The sequence below is a fragment of the Streptomyces sp. NPDC056883 genome (assembly GCF_042788835.1).
In the GTDB taxonomy this organism is placed as follows: domain Bacteria; phylum Actinomycetota; class Actinomycetes; order Streptomycetales; family Streptomycetaceae; genus Streptomyces; species Streptomyces stoeckheimensis.
In genome coordinates, this window is record NZ_JBHUBS010000009.1 from 46,421 (window position 1) to 64,133 (window position 17,713).

17 protein-coding genes are annotated in these 17,713 nt (G+C 72.7%); 8 read left to right on the plus strand and 9 right to left on the minus strand.

The genetic code is table 11. The annotated features are described in order from the left end of the window. Positions 1–259 precede the first annotated feature (259 nt). Entirely contained in the window at positions 260–1,810 is a 1,551-nt protein-coding gene (locus ACFRU2_RS22495) for a M20/M25/M40 family metallo-hydrolase (protein ID WP_382974747.1), read from the plus strand. A gap of 251 nt (positions 1,811–2,061) precedes the next feature. Here ACFRU2_RS22495 and ACFRU2_RS22500 read toward each other — a convergent pair whose 3' ends face one another. Then, the gene (locus tag ACFRU2_RS22500) at positions 2,062–3,048 is read right to left on the minus strand and encodes an SAM-dependent methyltransferase (RefSeq protein WP_382974750.1); all 987 of its coding nucleotides are present in this window, start codon (positions 3,046–3,048) and stop codon (positions 2,062–2,064) included. Positions 3,049–3,154: 106 nt separating this feature from the next. Here ACFRU2_RS22500 and ACFRU2_RS22505 point away from each other — a divergent pair, with 106 nt between their 5' ends. Continuing rightward, positions 3,155–4,354 (plus strand): sensor histidine kinase, encoded by a 1,200-nt coding sequence (locus tag ACFRU2_RS22505; protein WP_382974751.1) that lies wholly within the window; start codon positions 3,155–3,157, stop codon positions 4,352–4,354. Positions 4,355–4,356: 2 nt separating this feature from the next. Further along, positions 4,357–5,061: a response regulator gene (locus ACFRU2_RS22510; RefSeq protein ID WP_382974754.1), complete on the plus strand. Its 705-nt coding sequence runs from the start codon at positions 4,357–4,359 to the stop codon at positions 5,059–5,061. Between the two features lie 57 nt (positions 5,062–5,118). Here the strand turns inward: ACFRU2_RS22510 and ACFRU2_RS22515 are convergent, their stop codons facing one another. The 3 genes from ACFRU2_RS22515 to ACFRU2_RS22525 form a co-directional block, all read right to left on the minus strand. Then, entirely contained in the window at positions 5,119–5,733 is a 615-nt protein-coding gene (locus tag ACFRU2_RS22515) for a hypothetical protein (protein ID WP_382974757.1), read from the minus strand. A gap of 222 nt (positions 5,734–5,955) precedes the next feature. Continuing rightward, positions 5,956–7,380 carry a PH domain-containing protein gene (locus tag ACFRU2_RS22520; protein ID WP_382975187.1) on the minus strand — a complete coding sequence of 475 codons (1,425 nt, stop codon included), beginning with the start codon at positions 7,378–7,380 and terminating at the stop codon, positions 5,956–5,958. A 5-nt stretch (positions 7,381–7,385) separates the two neighbouring features. Further along, positions 7,386–7,877 carry a PH domain-containing protein gene (locus tag ACFRU2_RS22525; RefSeq protein WP_382974759.1) on the minus strand — a complete coding sequence of 164 codons (492 nt, stop codon included), beginning with the start codon at positions 7,875–7,877 and terminating at the stop codon, positions 7,386–7,388. 123 nt (positions 7,878–8,000) lie between these two features. Here ACFRU2_RS22525 and ACFRU2_RS22530 point away from each other — a divergent pair, with 123 nt between their 5' ends. The 4 genes from ACFRU2_RS22530 to ACFRU2_RS22545 all read left to right on the plus strand — a co-directional run bounded on the left by ACFRU2_RS22530 (position 8,001) and on the right by ACFRU2_RS22545 (position 11,718). Then, entirely contained in the window at positions 8,001–9,143 is a 1,143-nt protein-coding gene (locus ACFRU2_RS22530) for an NADH-quinone oxidoreductase subunit D (protein ID WP_254385636.1), read from the plus strand. 44 nt (positions 9,144–9,187) lie between these two features. Beyond that, the gene (locus ACFRU2_RS22535; protein ID WP_382974761.1) at positions 9,188–10,120 is read left to right on the plus strand and encodes an arylamine N-acetyltransferase; all 933 of its coding nucleotides are present in this window, start codon (positions 9,188–9,190) and stop codon (positions 10,118–10,120) included. A gap of 51 nt (positions 10,121–10,171) precedes the next feature. Beyond that, the gene (locus ACFRU2_RS22540; protein WP_266956188.1) at positions 10,172–10,387 is read left to right on the plus strand and encodes a hypothetical protein; all 216 of its coding nucleotides are present in this window, start codon (positions 10,172–10,174) and stop codon (positions 10,385–10,387) included. A gap of 71 nt (positions 10,388–10,458) precedes the next feature. Beyond that, a complete protein-coding gene (locus tag ACFRU2_RS22545) occupies positions 10,459–11,718 on the plus strand; it encodes an alpha/beta hydrolase (protein ID WP_382974764.1) in 1,260 nt (419 codons plus the stop codon). A gap of 9 nt (positions 11,719–11,727) precedes the next feature. Here ACFRU2_RS22545 and ACFRU2_RS22550 read toward each other — a convergent pair whose 3' ends face one another. From ACFRU2_RS22550 to ACFRU2_RS22565, 4 genes are all read right to left on the minus strand, one after another. Further along, positions 11,728–12,876: a hypothetical protein gene (locus tag ACFRU2_RS22550; RefSeq protein WP_382974767.1), complete on the minus strand. Its 1,149-nt coding sequence runs from the start codon at positions 12,874–12,876 to the stop codon at positions 11,728–11,730. Between the two features lie 97 nt (positions 12,877–12,973). Further along, positions 12,974–13,966, minus strand: coding sequence for an ABC transporter substrate-binding protein (locus ACFRU2_RS22555; protein WP_382974770.1), 993 nt, complete (start codon positions 13,964–13,966; stop codon positions 12,974–12,976). Between the two features lie 45 nt (positions 13,967–14,011). Then, positions 14,012–14,677: an ABC transporter permease gene (locus ACFRU2_RS22560; protein WP_351383585.1), complete on the minus strand. Its 666-nt coding sequence runs from the start codon at positions 14,675–14,677 to the stop codon at positions 14,012–14,014. Continuing rightward, the gene (locus tag ACFRU2_RS22565) at positions 14,677–15,411 is read right to left on the minus strand and encodes an ABC transporter permease (protein ID WP_382974773.1); all 735 of its coding nucleotides are present in this window, start codon (positions 15,409–15,411) and stop codon (positions 14,677–14,679) included. Before ACFRU2_RS22565 ends, ACFRU2_RS22560 begins: the two co-directional genes overlap by 1 nt. 132 nt (positions 15,412–15,543) lie before the next feature. Here ACFRU2_RS22565 and ACFRU2_RS22570 point away from each other — a divergent pair, with 132 nt between their 5' ends. Next, positions 15,544–16,551: an ABC transporter ATP-binding protein gene (locus ACFRU2_RS22570; protein WP_382974776.1), complete on the plus strand. Its 1,008-nt coding sequence runs from the start codon at positions 15,544–15,546 to the stop codon at positions 16,549–16,551. Between the two features lie 37 nt (positions 16,552–16,588). Here ACFRU2_RS22570 and ACFRU2_RS22575 read toward each other — a convergent pair whose 3' ends face one another. After that, the gene (locus tag ACFRU2_RS22575; protein WP_382974779.1) at positions 16,589–17,695 is read right to left on the minus strand and encodes an alpha/beta hydrolase-fold protein; all 1,107 of its coding nucleotides are present in this window, start codon (positions 17,693–17,695) and stop codon (positions 16,589–16,591) included. Positions 17,696–17,713 lie beyond the last annotated feature (18 nt).

Here is a 17,713-nt window from a genome sequence, read left to right on the forward strand (position 1 = left end):
CGGGCACTGGCCTGAATTCGACGGCTCAGATGCTCCGATATACGGATTTCACAAACCGGAATCAGTGAAAAGTCTGGCCATGGCCGCCACTTGATGTCTAACGTGCGTCCACCGCTCCCCGCTCCCCGCTCCCCCACTCGGCGCAACGCACCTGACCTGCGTCTGCATCCGCGTCGCTTTTCCGCACCCTCGTACGCCCCGTGCCATACGCCGAAACGCCATACGCATGCGCTCTCGCATCTGCCGTGGAAGGACTTTCATGCCCTCACGCCGTATAGCCGCAGCCACCGCCGCCCTGGCGGCCGCGGCACTCGTCTCGCCGCTGCTCCTCGCCGGGCCGGCCGGAGCCACCGGCAGCCCGCAGAGCGACGCCGCCCGGGCCGACGCACTGGCCCGAAAGCTGGTCAAGGACTCCAGCGGCAAGGGTGCCAACAACCACCTGAAGGTCTTCCAGGCCATCGCCGACTACAACAAGGGCACCCGCGTGGCGGGTTCCAAGGGCCACGTCCAGTCGGCCCAGTACGTCGAGCTCGTCATGCGCGCGGCCGGATACAAGGTCACCAAGAACGAGTTCGAGTTCGTGTACGTCGAGACGGTCGCCGAGACCCTGAAGGTCAACGGCCCGGCCGGCCGCGACGTCCCGATCAAGCTGATGACGTACACCGCCAGCGGCCCGGCGAACGGCGTGACGGCCCAGATCGCCGTCGCCCCGGTCGACGCCGACGGCACCAACGGCTGCGAGCCCGCCGACTTCGCCGCGGGCGCCTTCACGGGCAAGGTCGCGCTGATCAAGCGCGGCGGCTGCGCCTTCGCGGTCAAGCAGCAGAACGCGGCGGCGGCCGGTGCGGTCGGCGCGGTGATCTACAACAACGCCGAGGGCGCCCTCAACGGCACCATCGGCTCGGCCGACGCGGGCAAGATCCCGACCGGTGGCGTCACGCTGGCCGAGGGCCAGCGGCTCGCCGCCGACGCGGCCGCGGGACCGGTCGAGGTCACCCTCGACATCCGCGAGTTCCGGGAGAACCGCAAGACGTACAACGTCGTCGCGGAGACGCGCGGCGGCGACGAGAACAACACCGTCTTCCTCGGCGCGCACCTCGACTCCGTCGCGGCGGGCCCGGGCATCAACGACAACGGCTCCGGCTCGGCTGGCATCCTCCAGGTCGCGCAGAAGCTCGCGAGCAGCCAGACGAAGATCAAGAACAAGGTCAAGTTCGCCTGGTGGTCGGCGGAGGAGTTCGGCCTGCTCGGCTCCGAGGCGTACGTCGACGGGCTGACGGAGGAGCAGAAGAAGAAGATCAAGCTCTACTTGAACTTCGACATGATCGCCTCGCCGAACGCCGCGTACTTCGTCTACGACGGCGACGACTCGGACAAGGTCGGCTCTGGCCCCGGCCCCGAGGGCTCGGCGCAGCTGGAGAAGGGGATCAACGACTTCCTCGACTCCAAGAGCATCCCGCGCGAGGGCACCGACTTCTCGGGCCGCTCGGACTACGGCCCGTTCATCGCGGTCGGCATCCCCTCGGGCGGTACGTTCACGGGCGCCGAGGGCATCAAGACGCCGGCGCAGGCGGCGAAGTTCGGCGGGCAGGCCGGGGTCGCGTACGACGTGAACTACCACGGCAAGGGCGACACCCTGGCGAACATCGACCAGAAGGCGCTCGACATCAACGTCGACGTCATCGCGGACGCGGTGGGTCACTACGCGTACGACCTGGCGCCGCTGTCGACGCCGGTGCCGGCGCAGCCGACCGACGGTTCGGGCAGCGGTGGTGGCCTCCACGAGGGCCACGACCACGCGTCGGAGTAGTCGGTAAGGGGGGCGGGTCGGGGTCGGTGCGCTGCGCCACGTCCCCTACCCGCCCTTCGCCCGTTCCCCGGGGGCCAGCCCCCGGACCCCCGCTCCTCAAACGCCGGAGGGGCTGGATTTTGGCTGGCCGGGGCTGGATGGCGCGCAGCGCCATTCCAGCCCCGCCGGCGTTTGAGGCGCGGGGTCTGGGGCGGAGCCCCAGGGAACGGTGGAAGGGTGGGTAGGGGACCGGCCCCGCGCAGCGGCCGCCGTTACCCCGGCCAGCCGCCCACACCCACCGGCTGGACCAGCCAGCCGAAGTCGCCCAGGCCGCCCCGTGCGGTGAGTTCCGCGGCCTCCCCCGCGCCCGACAGGGCGCGGACGTACGCCGCCGGGTCGGTGGAGGCCAGGGCCAGCGGGGGCCGGGCCCCCGAGACGCCGAGGGCGGCCAGCGCGTCCCGCTGGGTCAGCAGCACCGCCCCCGGCCCCGCGCACGCGTCGAGCGCGACGTGCGCGGTGACGTCGCAGCTCCCGTCCGGCACGGGGGCGGTCTCCCGCCCGGCGCGGAATCCGGTCAGCGTCCCGAAGGGCGGCCGGGCCTCCCGGGTGTGGGCGTAGTCCACGGCGACCGCGAGCCCGTGCTCCACGGTCGCGACGGCCGCCGCCCAGGCCTCGTCGCGCGGCCGGCCGATCTCCGCCCGGCCCGCGCCGGCGCCGGGCCACCACCGCTCCAGCCAGGCCCGGTCCGGCCCGTCCAAGGGGCCGCCCGGGCTCTCCGTACCGTCCCGCGCGACCTCCACGTAGCGCCCGTCCTCCGCGAGGTCCAGCGGTACGTTGTCGAGCCATTCGTTGGCGAAGAGCAGCCCCCGGGTCCCCCGGGGCGGCTCGCCCACCCACCGGATCCGCCCGTCGAGCCCGGCGGGCCGCTCCGCGCGTTCCACCCCGTACGGACGCACCCGCGCGGCCGTCTCCGGCGGCAGCGCCGCCAGCACCCCGGCCAGCAGCTCCCCCCGCCCGGCCCCTACGTCGACCAGGTCCAGCTCCTCCGGGCGGCCGAGCTCCCCGTCCACCCACAGGAGCAGCCGGGCCACGGCCTGCGCGTAGAGCGGCGAGGCATGCACGGACGTGCGGAAATGCCCTGCGGGGCCGGGGCCGCCGGGCCGCACGTAGAAGCCGTCGGGGCCGTACAGGGCCCGCTCCATCGCCGTCCGCCAGCGGACCGGACCCACCTGCGCCGTACCTTCACCCTGAGTGCTCATCGCAGAAAGGCTATGGTCGCCTCCACCTCCGGTAGTACGCGCGTCTCGCGCGGATCGCCCCTCTGGTTGACTCCAGCACCTATCGCCTGTCCCTACTCTGGGTTACGTGCAGCGCTTCTACGATTTCCTCCGCAGACACCCGACGGGCGTCGACAGCTTCTGGGCTGTCCTCTTCTTCGGGTTCTCGATGGCCGTCGTCGCCTCGATGCACGAGGGCACCACCGCCGCGCTTCTCGCCACCCCCTGTGTGGTGGCGCTGAGCAGCGCCGTCGCGCTGCGCCGCAAGTGGACCGTCCCGGTCTTCTGGCTCACCGTCGCCACCGGCCTCTACCAGCTGGCGATCGGCGCGCAGGCGAACTTCTACGACGTCGCGATGCTCCTCGTGCTCTACACGGTCGCCGCCTCCGACGTACCGCGCTGGGTCTCGCGCACGGCCCTCGGCTGGGGACTGAGCGCATCGTCGCTGTTCTTCCTGCGCAACGGCGTGGACAAGTCGAACTCCGCCGTCGACAACCTGCTCTTCGTCGTGTTCATGATGGTCCCGTTCGCGCTGGCCTGGGTGATGGGCGACTCCCTGCGCACCCGCCGGGCCTACTACGCCCAGCTCGTCGAGCGGAACCAGCGCCTGGAGAAGGAGCGCGCGGCCCAGGCCCAGGTGGCCGTCGCCGCCGAGCGGGCCCGGATCGCCCGCGAGCTGCACGACGTCGTCGCGCACAACGTCTCGGTGATGGTGGTCCAGGCCGACGGCGCCGCCTACGTGATGGACGCGGCCCCCGAACAGGCCAAGGAAGCCCTGCAGACCATCTCCGGCACCGGGCGCCTGGCCCTCGCCGAGATGCGCCGGCTGCTCGGCGTCCTGCGCACCGGCGAGCCGCAGGAGTCCGAGGACTACGTGCCGCAGCCCGACGTGGAGCAGATCGAGGTGCTGGTCGAGCAGGTACGGGCGGCCGGGCTCGCGGTGGACTTCGAGGTCGAGGGCGCCCCGCGCAAGCTGCCCAGCGGCGTGGAGCTGACGGCGTACCGGATCGTCCAGGAAGCGCTGACGAACACGCGCAAGCACGGCGGCCCGGCCGCGAAGGCCAGCGTCCGGCTCGTCTACTTCGACGACGGGCTCGGCCTGCTCGTCGAGGACGACGGCCGGGGCGCGGCCCACGAGTTGTACACGGACGGCGGCGCGGACGGCGCCGGACACGGGCTGATCGGCATGCGCGAACGCATCGGTATGGTCGGAGGCACCCTCGACGCGGGCCCCCGGCCTGGTGGCGGCTTCCGGATCAGCGCCCTGCTCCCCCTGAAGAAAAGGTGACCATGTCCTTCCCCACCGGCCCCTCCTCCGGCCCCTCCATCCGCGTGATGCTGGTCGACGACCAGGTACTGCTGCGCACCGGTTTCCGGATGGTGCTCGCCGCACAGCCCGACATGGAGGTCGTCGCCGAGGCCGGCGACGGCCTGGAGGCGCTGGAGGTGCTGCGGGCCACCAAGGTGGACGTGGTGCTGATGGACGTCCGCATGCCCCGGCTCGACGGGGTCGAGGCGACGCGCCGCATCTGCGAGCCCGAGGAACACCCCAAGGTCATCATCCTGACCACCTTCGACCTCGACGAGTACGCCTTCTCGGGCCTGAAGGCGGGCGCGAGCGGGTTCATGCTCAAGGACGTGCCGCCGGGCGAGCTGCTGGCCGCGATCCGCTCGGTGCACAGCGGCGACGCGGTCGTCGCCCCGTCCACGACGCGCCGGCTGCTGGACCGGTTCGCACCGATGCTGCCGTCGACGTCGGCGGAGCCCCGGAACAAGGACGTCGAGAGGCTGACGGAGCGCGAGCGCGAGGTCATGATGCTGGTCGCCCAGGGCCTGTCGAACGGCGAGATCGCCGCCCGCCTGGTCCTGTCGGAGGCCACGGTCAAGACCCACGTGGGCCGCATCCTGACCAAGCTGAACCTGCGCGACCGCGTCCAGGTCGTGGTCCTGGCGTACGAGACCGGGCTGGTCCGCGCGGGCGGTGGCGGCGCGTAGCCCCGCCCCCGGCGGCGGCGGAGCGGGCTCGCCCCACCGCCGCCCGGCGGGTCCGGTCTAGAAGCGCTGTACGAACTCGCACGTGCTCGGGACCACGGCGTCGAGGGTGGCCGAGTCGGCCAGCAGCATGTCGAAGTCGCCGGTGTTCTCGCCGCAGTTGATCCGGTCGAATCCGCCGTTGCGGCTGAGGACGGTGTCGTTGCCGCCCCGCCCGTCGAAGGTGAGGGTGGCACCCGGCGAGGCGTTCCAGCCGTCCGCGTCGGTCAGCCGGTCGGCGCCGCTGCCGCCGACGAGGACGTCGTCCCCCTCCCCGCCGACGAGGTCGCTGGGGATCGCGGTGTTGTTGGTGGCCACGTCGTCGCGGTCGCCCAGCGAGGCCTGGATGCGGGTCACCCCGGCCGCCAGACCGCAGCGGACGGTGTTGGGATTGCCGAACTGGACACAGCCCAGCCCCGGGGTCAGGGCGTTCGCCGCGTCGCTCACCTGGAGGAAACCGCCGCTGATGCTGAAGGTGACGTTGTTGGACTCGCCCGGCAGCGCGGCGAAATTGATCTGACTGCCGTTGCGCATCACGAACGCGGGGTCCGCCGACGCGGGGCCGGCGAGGGCCAGCGTCAGCGTGAGGGCGGCCAGGGCGGGGGTGGCGATGCGTGCCGTACGGAGGATGTTCACGGGTGCTGTCCTTCGGTTGCCGAGCGCGGACCGGGTCGAGGGTCCGTCGGTCCTGAGCGCTACCCAGAGCAACCGTCAGTTTCATATCATCTACCCGGAGTTACCTCGACTGCCGCATGCAAGACCCCGTCCGGACGCCTCCGAGCGGCCCAGTGCGGATCCCGCGGACCGCATGCCCGACCGGCCCCCGTGCCCCGACCGGACCGCATGCCCGACCGGACCTCAGGTCATCCAGCGGTCCGGGCGGGCCGTCGCGCGGGAGGTGCGGGAGCGGGCCGCCTGGGCGTGGAGCAGTTCGGCGGCCTCGGCCGCCCCGCGCAGGCGGGCCGTGACCGTGCCGTTGGCGCCGGTGTCCACGCGGACGTCGGCCACCCCGCGGGCACGCTCCCAGGGGCCCTGGGACAGCCGCACGCTCTGCACCTTGGCGTGCGGGACGATCTCCGTACGCCGGCACAGACGGCCGTGGCGGGCCGCGAACACGTCCGGGGAGACGGCCAGGCCGTACCCCTTCCACCACACCGGCACCACCCAGCGCGATCCGCTCCGGGGCGACGGCTCGAAGACGAGCCCCCCGAGGTCGACCCCGGGCAGCACCCGCGCGACCACGGCGTGGGCGGCGGCCCGGGTGGCCACCGGGACCAGGACGTTGTTCTTCGAGCCGGCCACCGCCAGCTCCACCCGGACCCAGCCGCGCCGGCGCCACAGCAGCGGCTCGACGATCCGTACGGTCTGCACGCGCCCCGGCGGCACCGTCTCGTGGGCGCGGTCGAGCATTCCGTGGTCGAGCCGGAGCCCGTCGGGGGACTCGGCGACCCGCCAGTCGTACTCGGCGAGGAAGCGGCCGGCGCTCGCCGCCCACATCGCGCCCAGCACCGGGAGCAGGGTGGCCATCGCCACCCAGGGGCTGGAGCTGAACCACCCCACCAGCAAGGGGCCGGCGATCCCGCCGGCGAGGATCGCCCAGGTGGTCAGGGTGAGCAGCAGGGATATCGCCAGATCGCGCGGCCCCACGCGGAGCAGCTCCCGTTCGGGGGCCTCGCCCAGGTGCGGGGCCTCGGCCGGGGCGAAACCGGCCGCGCGGGCCAGCAGCTCGGCGCGGAGCGAGACGGCGTCCTTCTCGGCGAGGAAGGCCAGCTCGTCCTTGGCCTCGGTGCCGATGACGTCGAGGCGCAGCTTGGCGACGCCCGCGAGGCGGGCCAGCAGGGGGCGGGTGACGTCCACCGCCTGGATCCGGTCCAGGCGGATGTGCGCGGTGCGGCGGAAGAGGAGGCCGCTGCGGATGCGCAGTTCGGTGTCGGTGACGGCGTAGTGCGTGAACCACCAGCTGAGGAAGCCGTACGCGCCGAAGACGACGACCAGCGCGGCCAGCGCGAGGATCCGCAGGGCGGTGGAGACGGCCGTCACCCACTCGGTGACGTTCTCGCCCTGCTGGGCGACGATGCCGATGGTCGCGGCGATCGGCACCCAGGCCCGGCGCAGCGGGGTGAGGAAGTGCAGCCGCCGCTCCTGTCCGGACCTCCCGGCGTCCGCCTCGCGGGACGGCGCCCCGACCGCGGCGGTGCCGACCTCGGCAGCGCTGCCGGCTCCGGTATCGGCTCCGGCTCCGGCTCCGGGGTCGTGCTCGGGCCCCGGCCCCGCTCCCACCACCGGCGTCACAGTCCCGCCGACCTTGCCTCACCGAGCTCCGTCAGCCGGTCGCGCAGCCGTTCCGCCTCCTCGGGCGCGAGTCCGGGGATCCGTGCGTCGGTGGCCGCCGCGGCCGTGTGGAGCTGTACGGAGGCCAGCCCGAAGCGGCGCTCCAGCGGGCCCGAGGTGACCTCCACCAGCTGCATCCGCCCGTACGGGACCACGGTCTGCTCCCGCCACATCACGCCCCGGCTGATCAGCAGGTCGTCCGCGCGCTCCGCGTACCGCCAGGACCGCCAGTTCCGCCCGAGCATCACCCAGCCCCAGGCCAGGACCACGAGCCACACCCCGCCGAGCGCCGCCCACCCCGGCCCGGCCGTCAGCCCCAGCACGACGGCCGTCACCGCCGTGAAGAGGGACATCCACAGCACCAGCACCAGCCTGCGCAGCGTCAGCAGCCCACCCGGCAGGCCCACCCACTCGGGCAGACCCGCCCGTCCCTCTGTCCCCGTGTCCATCCCCCCACCCTAGGGGTGTGCCTTCCGGATCGGACCGGGCTTGCCGCGCCCGTCGGCCGACGCTCCCGATCCGGAATCCGGACCGAGCGGCGAGCCGCCCCCACCGGCTGAGACAATGCCGCCATGACGGAGACCACGGTCGGCATCGGCGGCGCGGCGGAGAGCACCGACATGGTGCTCAACATCGGCCCCCAGCACCCTTCCACGCACGGCGTGCTGCGCCTGCGCCTCGTCCTGGACGGCGAGCGCATCGTCAGCGCCGAGCCAGTGGTCGGCTACATGCACCGCGGCGCCGAGAAGCTCTTCGAGGCCCGCGACTACCGCCAGATCGTGATGCTCGCGAACCGCCACGACTGGCTGTCCGCGTTCTCCAACGAGCTGGGCGTGGTCATGGCCGTCGAGCGGATGCTCGGCATGGAGGTGCCCGAGCGGGCCGTGTGGATGCGGACCCTGCTCGCCGAGCTGAACCGGGTCCTGAACCACCTGATGTTCCTCGGCTCGTACCCCCTGGAGCTGGGCGGGATCACCCCGATCTTCCACGCGTTCCGCGAGCGCGAGGAGCTCCAGGCCGTCATGGAGGAGATCTCCGGCGGCCGCATGCACTACATGTTCAACCGCGTCGGCGGCCTCAAGGAGGACCTGCCCGCCGGCTGGCTGGGCCGGGCCCGCGCCGCCATCGCCGACGTCAACACGCGCATGCACGTCTACGACGACCTGGTGCGCGGCAACGAGATCTTCCGCGCCCGCACCCGCGGCGTCGGCGTCCTGTCCGCCGAGGCCGTGCACGCGTACGGGGTCTCCGGCCCGATCGCCCGCGCCTCCGGCGTCGACTTCGACCTGCGCCGCGACGAGCCGTACCTCGCCTACGGCGAGCTCCAGGACGTCCTGAAGGTCGTCACCCGCACCGAGGGCGACTGCCTGGCCCGCTTCGAGGTCCTGCTGGAGCAGACCCACAACGCGCTGGACCTCGCGGTCGCCTGCCTGGACCGGATGGCGGAGCTGGCGCCCGGACCGATCAACCAGCGGCTGCCGAAGGTGCTGAAGGCTCCCGAGGGCGAGACCTACGCGTGGACCGAGAACCCCCTCGGCATCAACGGCTACTACCTGGTCTCCAAGGGCGAGAAGACCCCGTACCGGCTCAAGCTGCGCTCGGCCTCGTACAACAACATCCAGGCGCTCGCGGTGCTGCTCCCCGGGCAGCTGGTCGCGGACATGGTCTCGATCCTCGGCTCGCTGTTCTTCGTCGTCGGCGACATCGACAAATGACCCGGCCGGGGGCCGCTGTCCCACCCTGCGCCTAGGCTGCCCGCATGACCTCCGGCACAGCAGCAGGCCCGCACTCCGACCAGGGCGCCATATACGCCGCCTACCTGCGGCGGCTCGGCATCGAGGAGCCCGGCGCGCCCTCCGTCGAGGGGCTGTTCGCCCTCCAGCGGGCGCACCTGGAGCGCGTCCCGTACGAGAACGTCGACATCCAGCTCGGCCGCGCCCCCGGCATCGACCCCGAGCTGTCGGCACGCCGCTTCGCCGCCGGACGCGGCGGCTACTGCTTCCACCTCAACGGGGCCCTCGCCGCGCTCCTCGACCGCCTCGGCTACGAGGTCACCCGCCACGTGGGCGGCGTGTACAAGGAGTCCCAGGCCGAAGACGCCCTGCGGGGCGTCAGCGGAGACCATCTGGCGCTCACCGTCCGCGTGCCGGGCACCGGGACCGATTTCTACGTGGACGCCGGGCTCGGAGACGGCCCGTACGAGCCGCTGCCGCTGCGCGAAGGCCCGTACCGCCAGGGGTCCTTCGCCTACTCCCTGGAGCGGCTGCCCGGAACGGGCTGGCTCTACCGCCACCCGGGCAGCTCCGCCCCGCTCGTGAACTTCCGCGCGGAGCCCGCCGGGACGGCGGGAGCGGCCGGCTTCGAGGCCGAGCACGTCCGGCTGTCGACCTCCGCGGACTCCGGTTTCGTACGGACCTTCGCGGCCCTGCGGCGCGACGCCGACGGCATCGACGCCCTGCGCGGCCGGGTGCTGAGCCGGATCGACCCGGTGAAGGGGAACACGGAGCGGGTGCTCGACGGCCACGAGGAGTTCTACGCCGCGCTGGAGGGCGTCTTCGGCCGCGCGCTCGACGACCTGAGCCCGACGGACCGCACGGCCCTGTGGACCCGGGTGAACCGGGCCCACGAGAGCTGGGCGGCCACCCGCGAGGCCGCTGCCGAAGCCTCCTCCGAAGCCTCCGGCGAGAGCTGACCCGGGACGGCCGGGCGGGCCGATGTCCGCGGGGCAGGGCAGACTTGGGGGATGTCCCTCTCACCCCGCCGGGCCTGCCCCTCCTGCGGCCGCGACTGCGCCGTCACCGCCGGCCGGATCGCCCGCCACGACCCGCCCGCCGGCCGGGGCCGCGGGGACCTCGTCTCCTGCCCCGGCTCCCGCGCCCGCGTGACCCTCGGCGCCTCCGCCCCCACCCTGGACGGCTTCACCCTGTCCCCGCTCCCGGGCCAGCTCCCGCTGTTCTAGGGGGTCAGCACCAGTAACGGCCGCGGGGTAGCCGGATGTTGGGGAAATGCGCGGCTCCGTAGTTTCGGGGCATGACGACGCAGCAGAAGCACAGCAACCGCCAGTGGCTCCGGCGCGGGGCCGCCGCCGTGGCGCTCGCCGCCGTTCTCGGCGGGCTCGCCGCGCCCGCGGCGCTCGCCGCCCCGGCCCCGGCGGCGGGTCCCGCGGCCGCCGCGACCGCGCAGGGCGGCCGCGGGCACCTGATCTCCCTCACCGCCCTGGAGCGCCTCGCCCCCGCGGACGTCACCGCCCGCCTCGCACCCCACGGCTTCGACGTGTCCACGGTCCGGCACGGCGTCTCCGCCTACCGCCTCACCTACGCCACCGTCGACCCCCAGGGCCGCCCGACCACCGCCACCGGCCTGCTCGTGCTCCCCCGCGGGGGCCCGCACCGGCTCGACCTGGTCTCCGACACCCACGGCACGGTCGCCACCCGCGACGACGCCCCGTCGGGGGGCGCGGGCTACAACAGGCTCACTCCGTACCTGCACGCCTCCGCCGGCCGCGCCGTCGCCGCCCCGGACTACCTGGGCCTGGGCGGCGGGCCCGGCGCCCATCCGTACATGGACACCCGGTCCTCGGTCACCGCCTCCGTCGACATGCTGAAGGCCGCCCGGACGGCGGCCGACCGGCTGGGGCGCCCCGTCACCCGGGACGTGTACGCCACCGGCTTCTCGCAGGGAGCCCAGGTGGCGATGGCCCTGGGACGCGAGCTGTCCCGCCCCTCCAGTGGCTTCCGGCTGCGCGCGCTCGCCCCGGTCGCCGGTCCGTACGACCTGGACGGCTCCGAGCTGCCCGGCATCACCGACGGCCGGGTCGACCCGCGCACCGCCGTCTTCTACCTCTCCTACTTCCTCACCGCCCAGAACCGGCTGCACCCGCTCTACGCCGATCCGGCCGAGGTGTTCCGCGCACCTTACGCACAGGCTGTGGAAACCCTGTTCGACGGGAACCACGGGTTCGAGGACATCGTGGCCGGGCTCCCCGCCTCACCGCAGGAGCTGCTCACCCCGGAGTGGTACGAGAACGTCCGGGCCCCGCGCGGGGCCCTGCGGACGGCCCTGAAGGCCAACGACGACGCCTGCGACTGGAAGCCCGCCGCGCCGGTCCGCCTCTACGCCGGCTCGGCCGACACCGACGTCCCCCTCGCCAACACCGAGGCGTGCGCGGCGGATCTGGCCCGCCACGGAGTCCGCGCGAAGGTCGTCGACCAGGGGCCGGACGCCGATCACTTCGTCTCGGTGATCCGCTCGGCCCCGCAGGCCGTCCGCTGGTTCGACTCGCTGCGCTGAGAAGCCGCGCTAGGAAATCGCGGTGCGCAGCTGCACCACGTCGATCGGCTCGGTCTCGTCGTGGGCGGTCAGGTCGATGACCTGGCCCACGGCGCGGGTCTCGGCGGTGGCCGGCTTGGCGGTGTCGACGAGGGCCGCCGGCTCCGCACCGTCCTGGGCGGACTCCGCCTTGTGGACGGCGAGGGCCTCCGCGCCGACGACGTCGGCGAGGTCCTCGTTCTGCACGGACTCGATGACCGCGCGGGCCTGCGCCGCGGTCTTCGTACCGAAGAAGTCGAAGCCGCCCTCGACGCGCGAGGCGGGTCGGCGCTGGGCGGCGTACGGGGCCACCGCGGCCGCGAGCCGGCGCGCGGGGACGGCTGCCGCCGGGCCCGCGGGGACCGGGCCGGTGAGCGCGGGGCGGGCGTGCGCCTCCAGCTCGGCGGGCTTCGCCGGGGAGGCGGGCTTCGCCCGGCCGGCGGGAGCAGCCTGGCCGGCGGGGAGCGCGGGAGCGGCGGGGGCCGCGGGCAGCGCGGCGGGGCCGGTCGGGGCGGCCTTGGCCCGCTCGGCGGCCCTGGCCTGCGCGGCCGTCTTGTCGGCCAGCGCCGCCAGCGCGGCGTGGGCGCGGGCGAAGCCCACCGAGGTGGCCGCGCCGGCGCTGGTGCGCTCCTCGGACACGGCGGGAAGTTGCTTGGGCTCCGGGGCGGCGGGAGCGGCCGGGGCCGCGGCCTCGATGGCCAGCAGCCGGCGCCCCTCCAGGGCGCTCGCCCGCTCGGTCTCGGCGGTGGCGTACCGGCGCAGCAGCGACGCGTGCTCCCCGCGCAGGCCCGCGAGTTCGACCCGCTTGGCGCGCAGTTTGGCGTCGAGCTTGGCGCGCAGCACCCGGGCCTCTTCGAGGTCGGATTCGAGCTCGGCTATCCGCTCGTCCGTGCGCCACTCGTCCTTGACCCGCTCGCGCCCCAGCTCGGTGACCCGGCGGCCGGCCGCCAGGTCCCACGAGCGCATGACGACGGCGCCGGCCAGCCCGGCGGCCGCGGTGAGCGCCACGAGCAGGCGCAGCGCCATCGGTTCCGCGAGCAGCCAGGCGGCGCCGGCGCCGGCAACGGACACACCGGCGACGGCCGTCGGCGTGAGCAGCCGGTGAAGAGGTTCGGGATTGCGGTGGCGTCCACGGGGCATGGCCTGAAATTTACAGGGCGTGGACAGGGTGTGGGGTAGCCGCCCGGGAATCTGTTTCCGAGCAGTTACCGCACTTGTCTCACGAAAGGCGCAACTCCTACTTCTTCAGCAGGCCCTTGGACTCCAGATAGGCCTTCGCGACATCCGCCGGCTTGGCGCGCTCGGCGTCGACCTTGCGGTTCAGCTCGACCAGATCGGCCGTCGTGAGCGCCTTGGTGATCTTGTCGAGGGCGGCCGCGATCTCGGGGGCACCGGCGTCCTTCGAGTTGACCACCGGGAGCACGTTGTCGGCGTTCTGGAGCTTCTTGTCGTCCTCCAGCAGGACCAGGCCGAAGCTGTCGAGGGTGGCGTCCGTGGTGGTGGTGAGGACGAGCTGGTCCGCGCCGTCCTTGACCGCCTGCTTGGCCTGCGGGGTTCCGACGCCCTTGGGGTCGATACCGGAAACATCGATTCCGTATGTCGTCTTCAATCCGGGTGCGCAGAAGGGCCGCACCGCGCATTCGTCACCGGCCGCGATCTTCACCTTCAGACCGGACTTGCCCAGATCGGAAAGGGTCTTGAGATTGTTCTTCGTGGCGAATTCCTTGCTCACCGCGAAGGCGTTCTGGTCGACCGCCGAGCCCGCGGGCAGCGCCTTCAGACCCAGCGGGCCCGCCAGCTTCTCCAGGGCCGCCACCGTCGCCGTCACATCGCTCGACGCGACCGGCTTCTCCGCCGGAGCCTTGGAACCGTTCACCTTGGCGTTGAGGAACTCCGCGAGGGTCGCCGCGTACTCCGGGACGACGTCGATCTCGCCCTTCTCCAGCGAGGGTTCGTACAGCTCGCGGTTGCTGACCGTGGTGATCGACGTGTCGTATCCGGCGCCCTCGAGGACCTGCGCGTACAGCTCGGCCAGCACGTTGGACTCGGTGAATCCGGCGGCACCGATCACCAGCTTGCCGCCCTTGCCCCCCTCGGAGGACCCGGAGGCGGCTGCGGAGGAGCCCCCGTCCTTGGTCTTCTCCAGGCTGTCGCCGCCGCACGCGGCGAGCGAGGCGGTCAGGGCGACTGCGCCCAGGGCCGCGCCGAGGGCGCGCGTGGACTTGCTCATCTGAATCTCCTTCAAGGGGTGGACGAAAGACGTGTCGGGGCCCGCTCAGCGGGTGGCCGCGCCCGGCAGCAGCCGGTCGGCCGCCACCAGCGCGCCCTCCACGAGCAGGGCCAGCGCGGCGACCAGCAGGGCGCCCGCGACGACCTGCGGGGTGTTGTACGTGTTGAAGCCGGCGGTGATGATCCGGCCGAGGCCGCCCTGGCCGACCATGGCGGCGATGGTGGCAGTGGCGATGACCTGGACGGCTCCCGAGCGCAGCCCCGTCATCACCAGGCTGCGCGCGAGCGGCAGTTCCACCCGCCAGAACAGCTGGCGGCCGGACATGCCCATGCCCCGCGCGGCCTCCACCACCGAGCGGTCGACCTCGCGCATGCCCACGTAGGCGTTGGTCAGCAGCGGCGGGATGGCGAAGAGGACCAGCGCGGCGATGGTCGGCACGTACCCGGCGTTGCGCAGCGGGGAGACCATGAACAGCGCCAGCACCGCGAAGACCGGGACGGCCCGCCCGATGTTGGAGACGTTGACGGCGAGGCCGCCGCCCTTGCCGAGGTGGCCCAGCCACAGTCCGACCGGAAGGGCCACCGCACAGGCCAGGGCCAGGGCGACCCCGCTGACGTACACGTGCTCGCCGAGCCGGTGCCAGACCCCGCTCTCCCCGGACCAGTTGGCCCCGTCGGCCAGCCAGTCCCAGGCCTGTCCCAGCACTCCCATCAGCCCGCTCCCCCGCTGACGCCGGCGGTGCGCGCGGCGCGGGCGGCCCGGGTCGCACGCGTCGGGCGGGTGGCGCGGGTCCAGGGCGTCAGCAGCCGCTGGAGGCCGAGCAGGGCCAGGTCCGCGACCAGCGCGAGGAGCACGCAGAGCACCGAGGCGGTGAGCACCTGGGCCTTGAAGGAGCTGTTCACGGCGGGTGCGATGAGATTGCCGAGGCCGCCCTTGCCCACGATGGAGCCCACGGTCGTCAGCGCCACCGTGGAGACGGTCGCGATCCGTACGCCGGCCAGCAGGGCGGGCAGTGCCAGTGGCAGCTCGACCTGCCACAGCAGCCGGCCCGGGCCGTACCCCATCCCGCGCGCGGCTTCCCGTACGTCCTCGGGCACGGCTTCGAGACCGGCCAGCACGTTGCGCACGAGGATGGTCAGCGAATACAGCACCAGCCCGGTCACCACCAGCACCGCCGAGAGTCCGAAGACCGGCAGCAGCAGCGAGAACATGGCGAGCGAGGGGACCGTGTAGAGCAGCGTGGTGATGCCCAGGACGGGGGCCGCCCAGTGGCGGCCGCGGCGGGCCAGCAGGGCGAGCGGGACGGACACGGCGATGCCGATCAGCACCGACACGCCCGTGATCCAGACGTGTTCGAGGGTGGCGTCGGTGAGCTCCTGGGAGCGGGAGGTGACGTACTCCCAGCAGATCCAGTCGTTCGCCACCAGGCAGTTCTGCCCGGCCATCGCCCCTCACCCCCATTACCGACCGTACGTAGGAGCGACCATAACCCCCGCCGGGGACAACGGCCGGAATCCTTCGCACGCGGGCAACACGCCCTTCACAAACGGACCCAGCGGGTAGGGAAAGATGGCCGGGTGATCCGATTCGAGCAAGTGACCAAGCGCTACCCCGACGGGACCACGGCCGTCGCCGACCTGTCCTTCGAGGTCGCCGAGGGCGAACTGGTCACCCTGGTGGGCCCGTCCGGCTGCGGCAAGACGACCACCATGAAGATGGTCAACCGGCTCATCGAGCCGACTTCCGGCCGGATCCTGCTGAACGGCGAGGACATCGCCGCCGCCGACCCGGTCGAACTGCGGCGGCGCATCGGCTACGTCATCCAGCAGGTCGGGCTGTTCCCGCACAAGACGGTGCTGGAGAACACGGCCACCGTGCCGCAGCTCATCGGCACCCCGAAGGCCAAGGCCCGCGCGCGGGCCGCGGAACTCCTCGACCTGGTCGGACTGGACCCGGCCGTCTACGGGGGCCGCTACCCGGAGCAGCTCTCCGGCGGCCAGCGCCAGCGCGTCGGCGTGGCCAGGGCGCTCGCCGCCGACCCGCCGGTGCTGCTGATGGACGAGCCGTTCGGCGCGGTGGACCCGGTGGTGCGCGAGCGGCTGCAGAACGAGTTCCTGGCGCTCCAGCGGACCGTGCGCAAAACGATCCTGCTGGTCACGCACGATCTGGAGGAGGCCGTCCGGCTCGGGGACCGCATCGCGGTCTACGGAGCGGGCACCATCGAGCAGTTCGCCCGCCCGGCGCAGGTGCTGGGCGCCCCGGCGACCGACTACGTGGCCGGCTTCGTCGGCGCCGACCGCGGGCTGAAGCGGCTCGCGGTCACCGCCGTGTCCCAGGCCGACCTGACCGACCTGGCCGACCTCCCCGACCTCTCCGGCCTCTCCGGCCTCGCCTCCGCCGACGGAAAGGCCCCCACCGCCGGTGTGGCGCTGGGGGCCAGTCTGCGCGAGGCGCTCGCGCTGCTGCTCCAGGAGGACTCGGGCCGGATCGGGGTCACGGATCCCGACTCCGGCGCGCTGGTCGGCGTACTCACCCCGGAAGGGGTGCACCGGGCGCTGCGCCGGGCCCGGCTGCAGGAGGCCTGAGCCGGATCCGGTCCCGCTGCGCCCGGATCCCGTTCCGCTACGCCTGGATCCTGCCGCTCATCCACACCAGCATCGGCGGGATCTCGCGGCGCCAGGTGTTGAAGTTGTGGCCGCCGCTGTCGAGGATGATCGAGGAGACCCGGTCCGGGCCCTTGACCAGCTTGATGAACTTCTTCGTGCCGGCGAGGTTCGGCTCGCCCTTCTCGCTGCTGGTGACGAGGAAGGACGTACCGGTCGGCTGCTTCGCCTTGATGGACTCCAGCACGTTCGCGCGCGCCTTCAGCTGGGCGTCCCCCTGGAAGAGGTCACCGGTCGTCGGGTCGTCCGCGGCCTCGTAGTACGCGGACAGGCCGGCGGCGGCACCGAAGGTCTGCGGGTAGTGCGCGGTCATCTTCAGGGCGCAGTAACCGCCCGTGGAGTTCCCGATGTAGCCCATGTTCCCGGGCTTCTTGCCGACCCGGAAGGTGCTCTGGATGGCCTGCGGGAGGTCCTGGCCGTAGAAGGTCTCGGTCTGCGGGCCACCGGGTATGTCCACGCACTCGGTGTCGCGCGCGCCCGGGGTCGGGCGCATCATGACCAGGATCATCGGCTTCATCTTGCCCGCCTTGGACAGGCTGAAGGCCTTCATCGGGTAGTCGAGCCCTTTGATCAGGTTCTCCGCCATGCCCGGGTAGCCCGTGAGGACGATGGAGGCCGGGAAGTTCTGGTCCTTGTACTGCGGCTGGAAGTACTCCGGCGGCAGCCACACGTACCCGGGGCTCGTTATCTTCGACTTCTGGCCCGTTATGGAGACCTTCAGGATCTGTCCGGCCACCGGGGGCTTGGCACCGCCGGGCACGTCGAGGTGCTGCTTGTCGACCACCTTGATGTCGTCACTGCTCATCGAGTGGTCGACGACCTTGCCGATCGACGTCTCCTGGCCGAAGAGGTCGGCCCAGGACCCGTAGAAGAGGAACGACTTGTTCGCGGCGAGACCGATCGCCGCGAACATCGCCAGCTGTGTCGCCAGGAGGAGGCCGATCCGGCCGAGGACCGAGCGCCAGGAGCGGCCCGAGAGCTTCGGCCAGAACCAGACCGTGGCCGCGAACAGCAGCACACCGGCGAGGATGGCCAGCGCCAGAACCGTATTACTGGTGAGACCCATGAGCAGTCAGTCGACTTT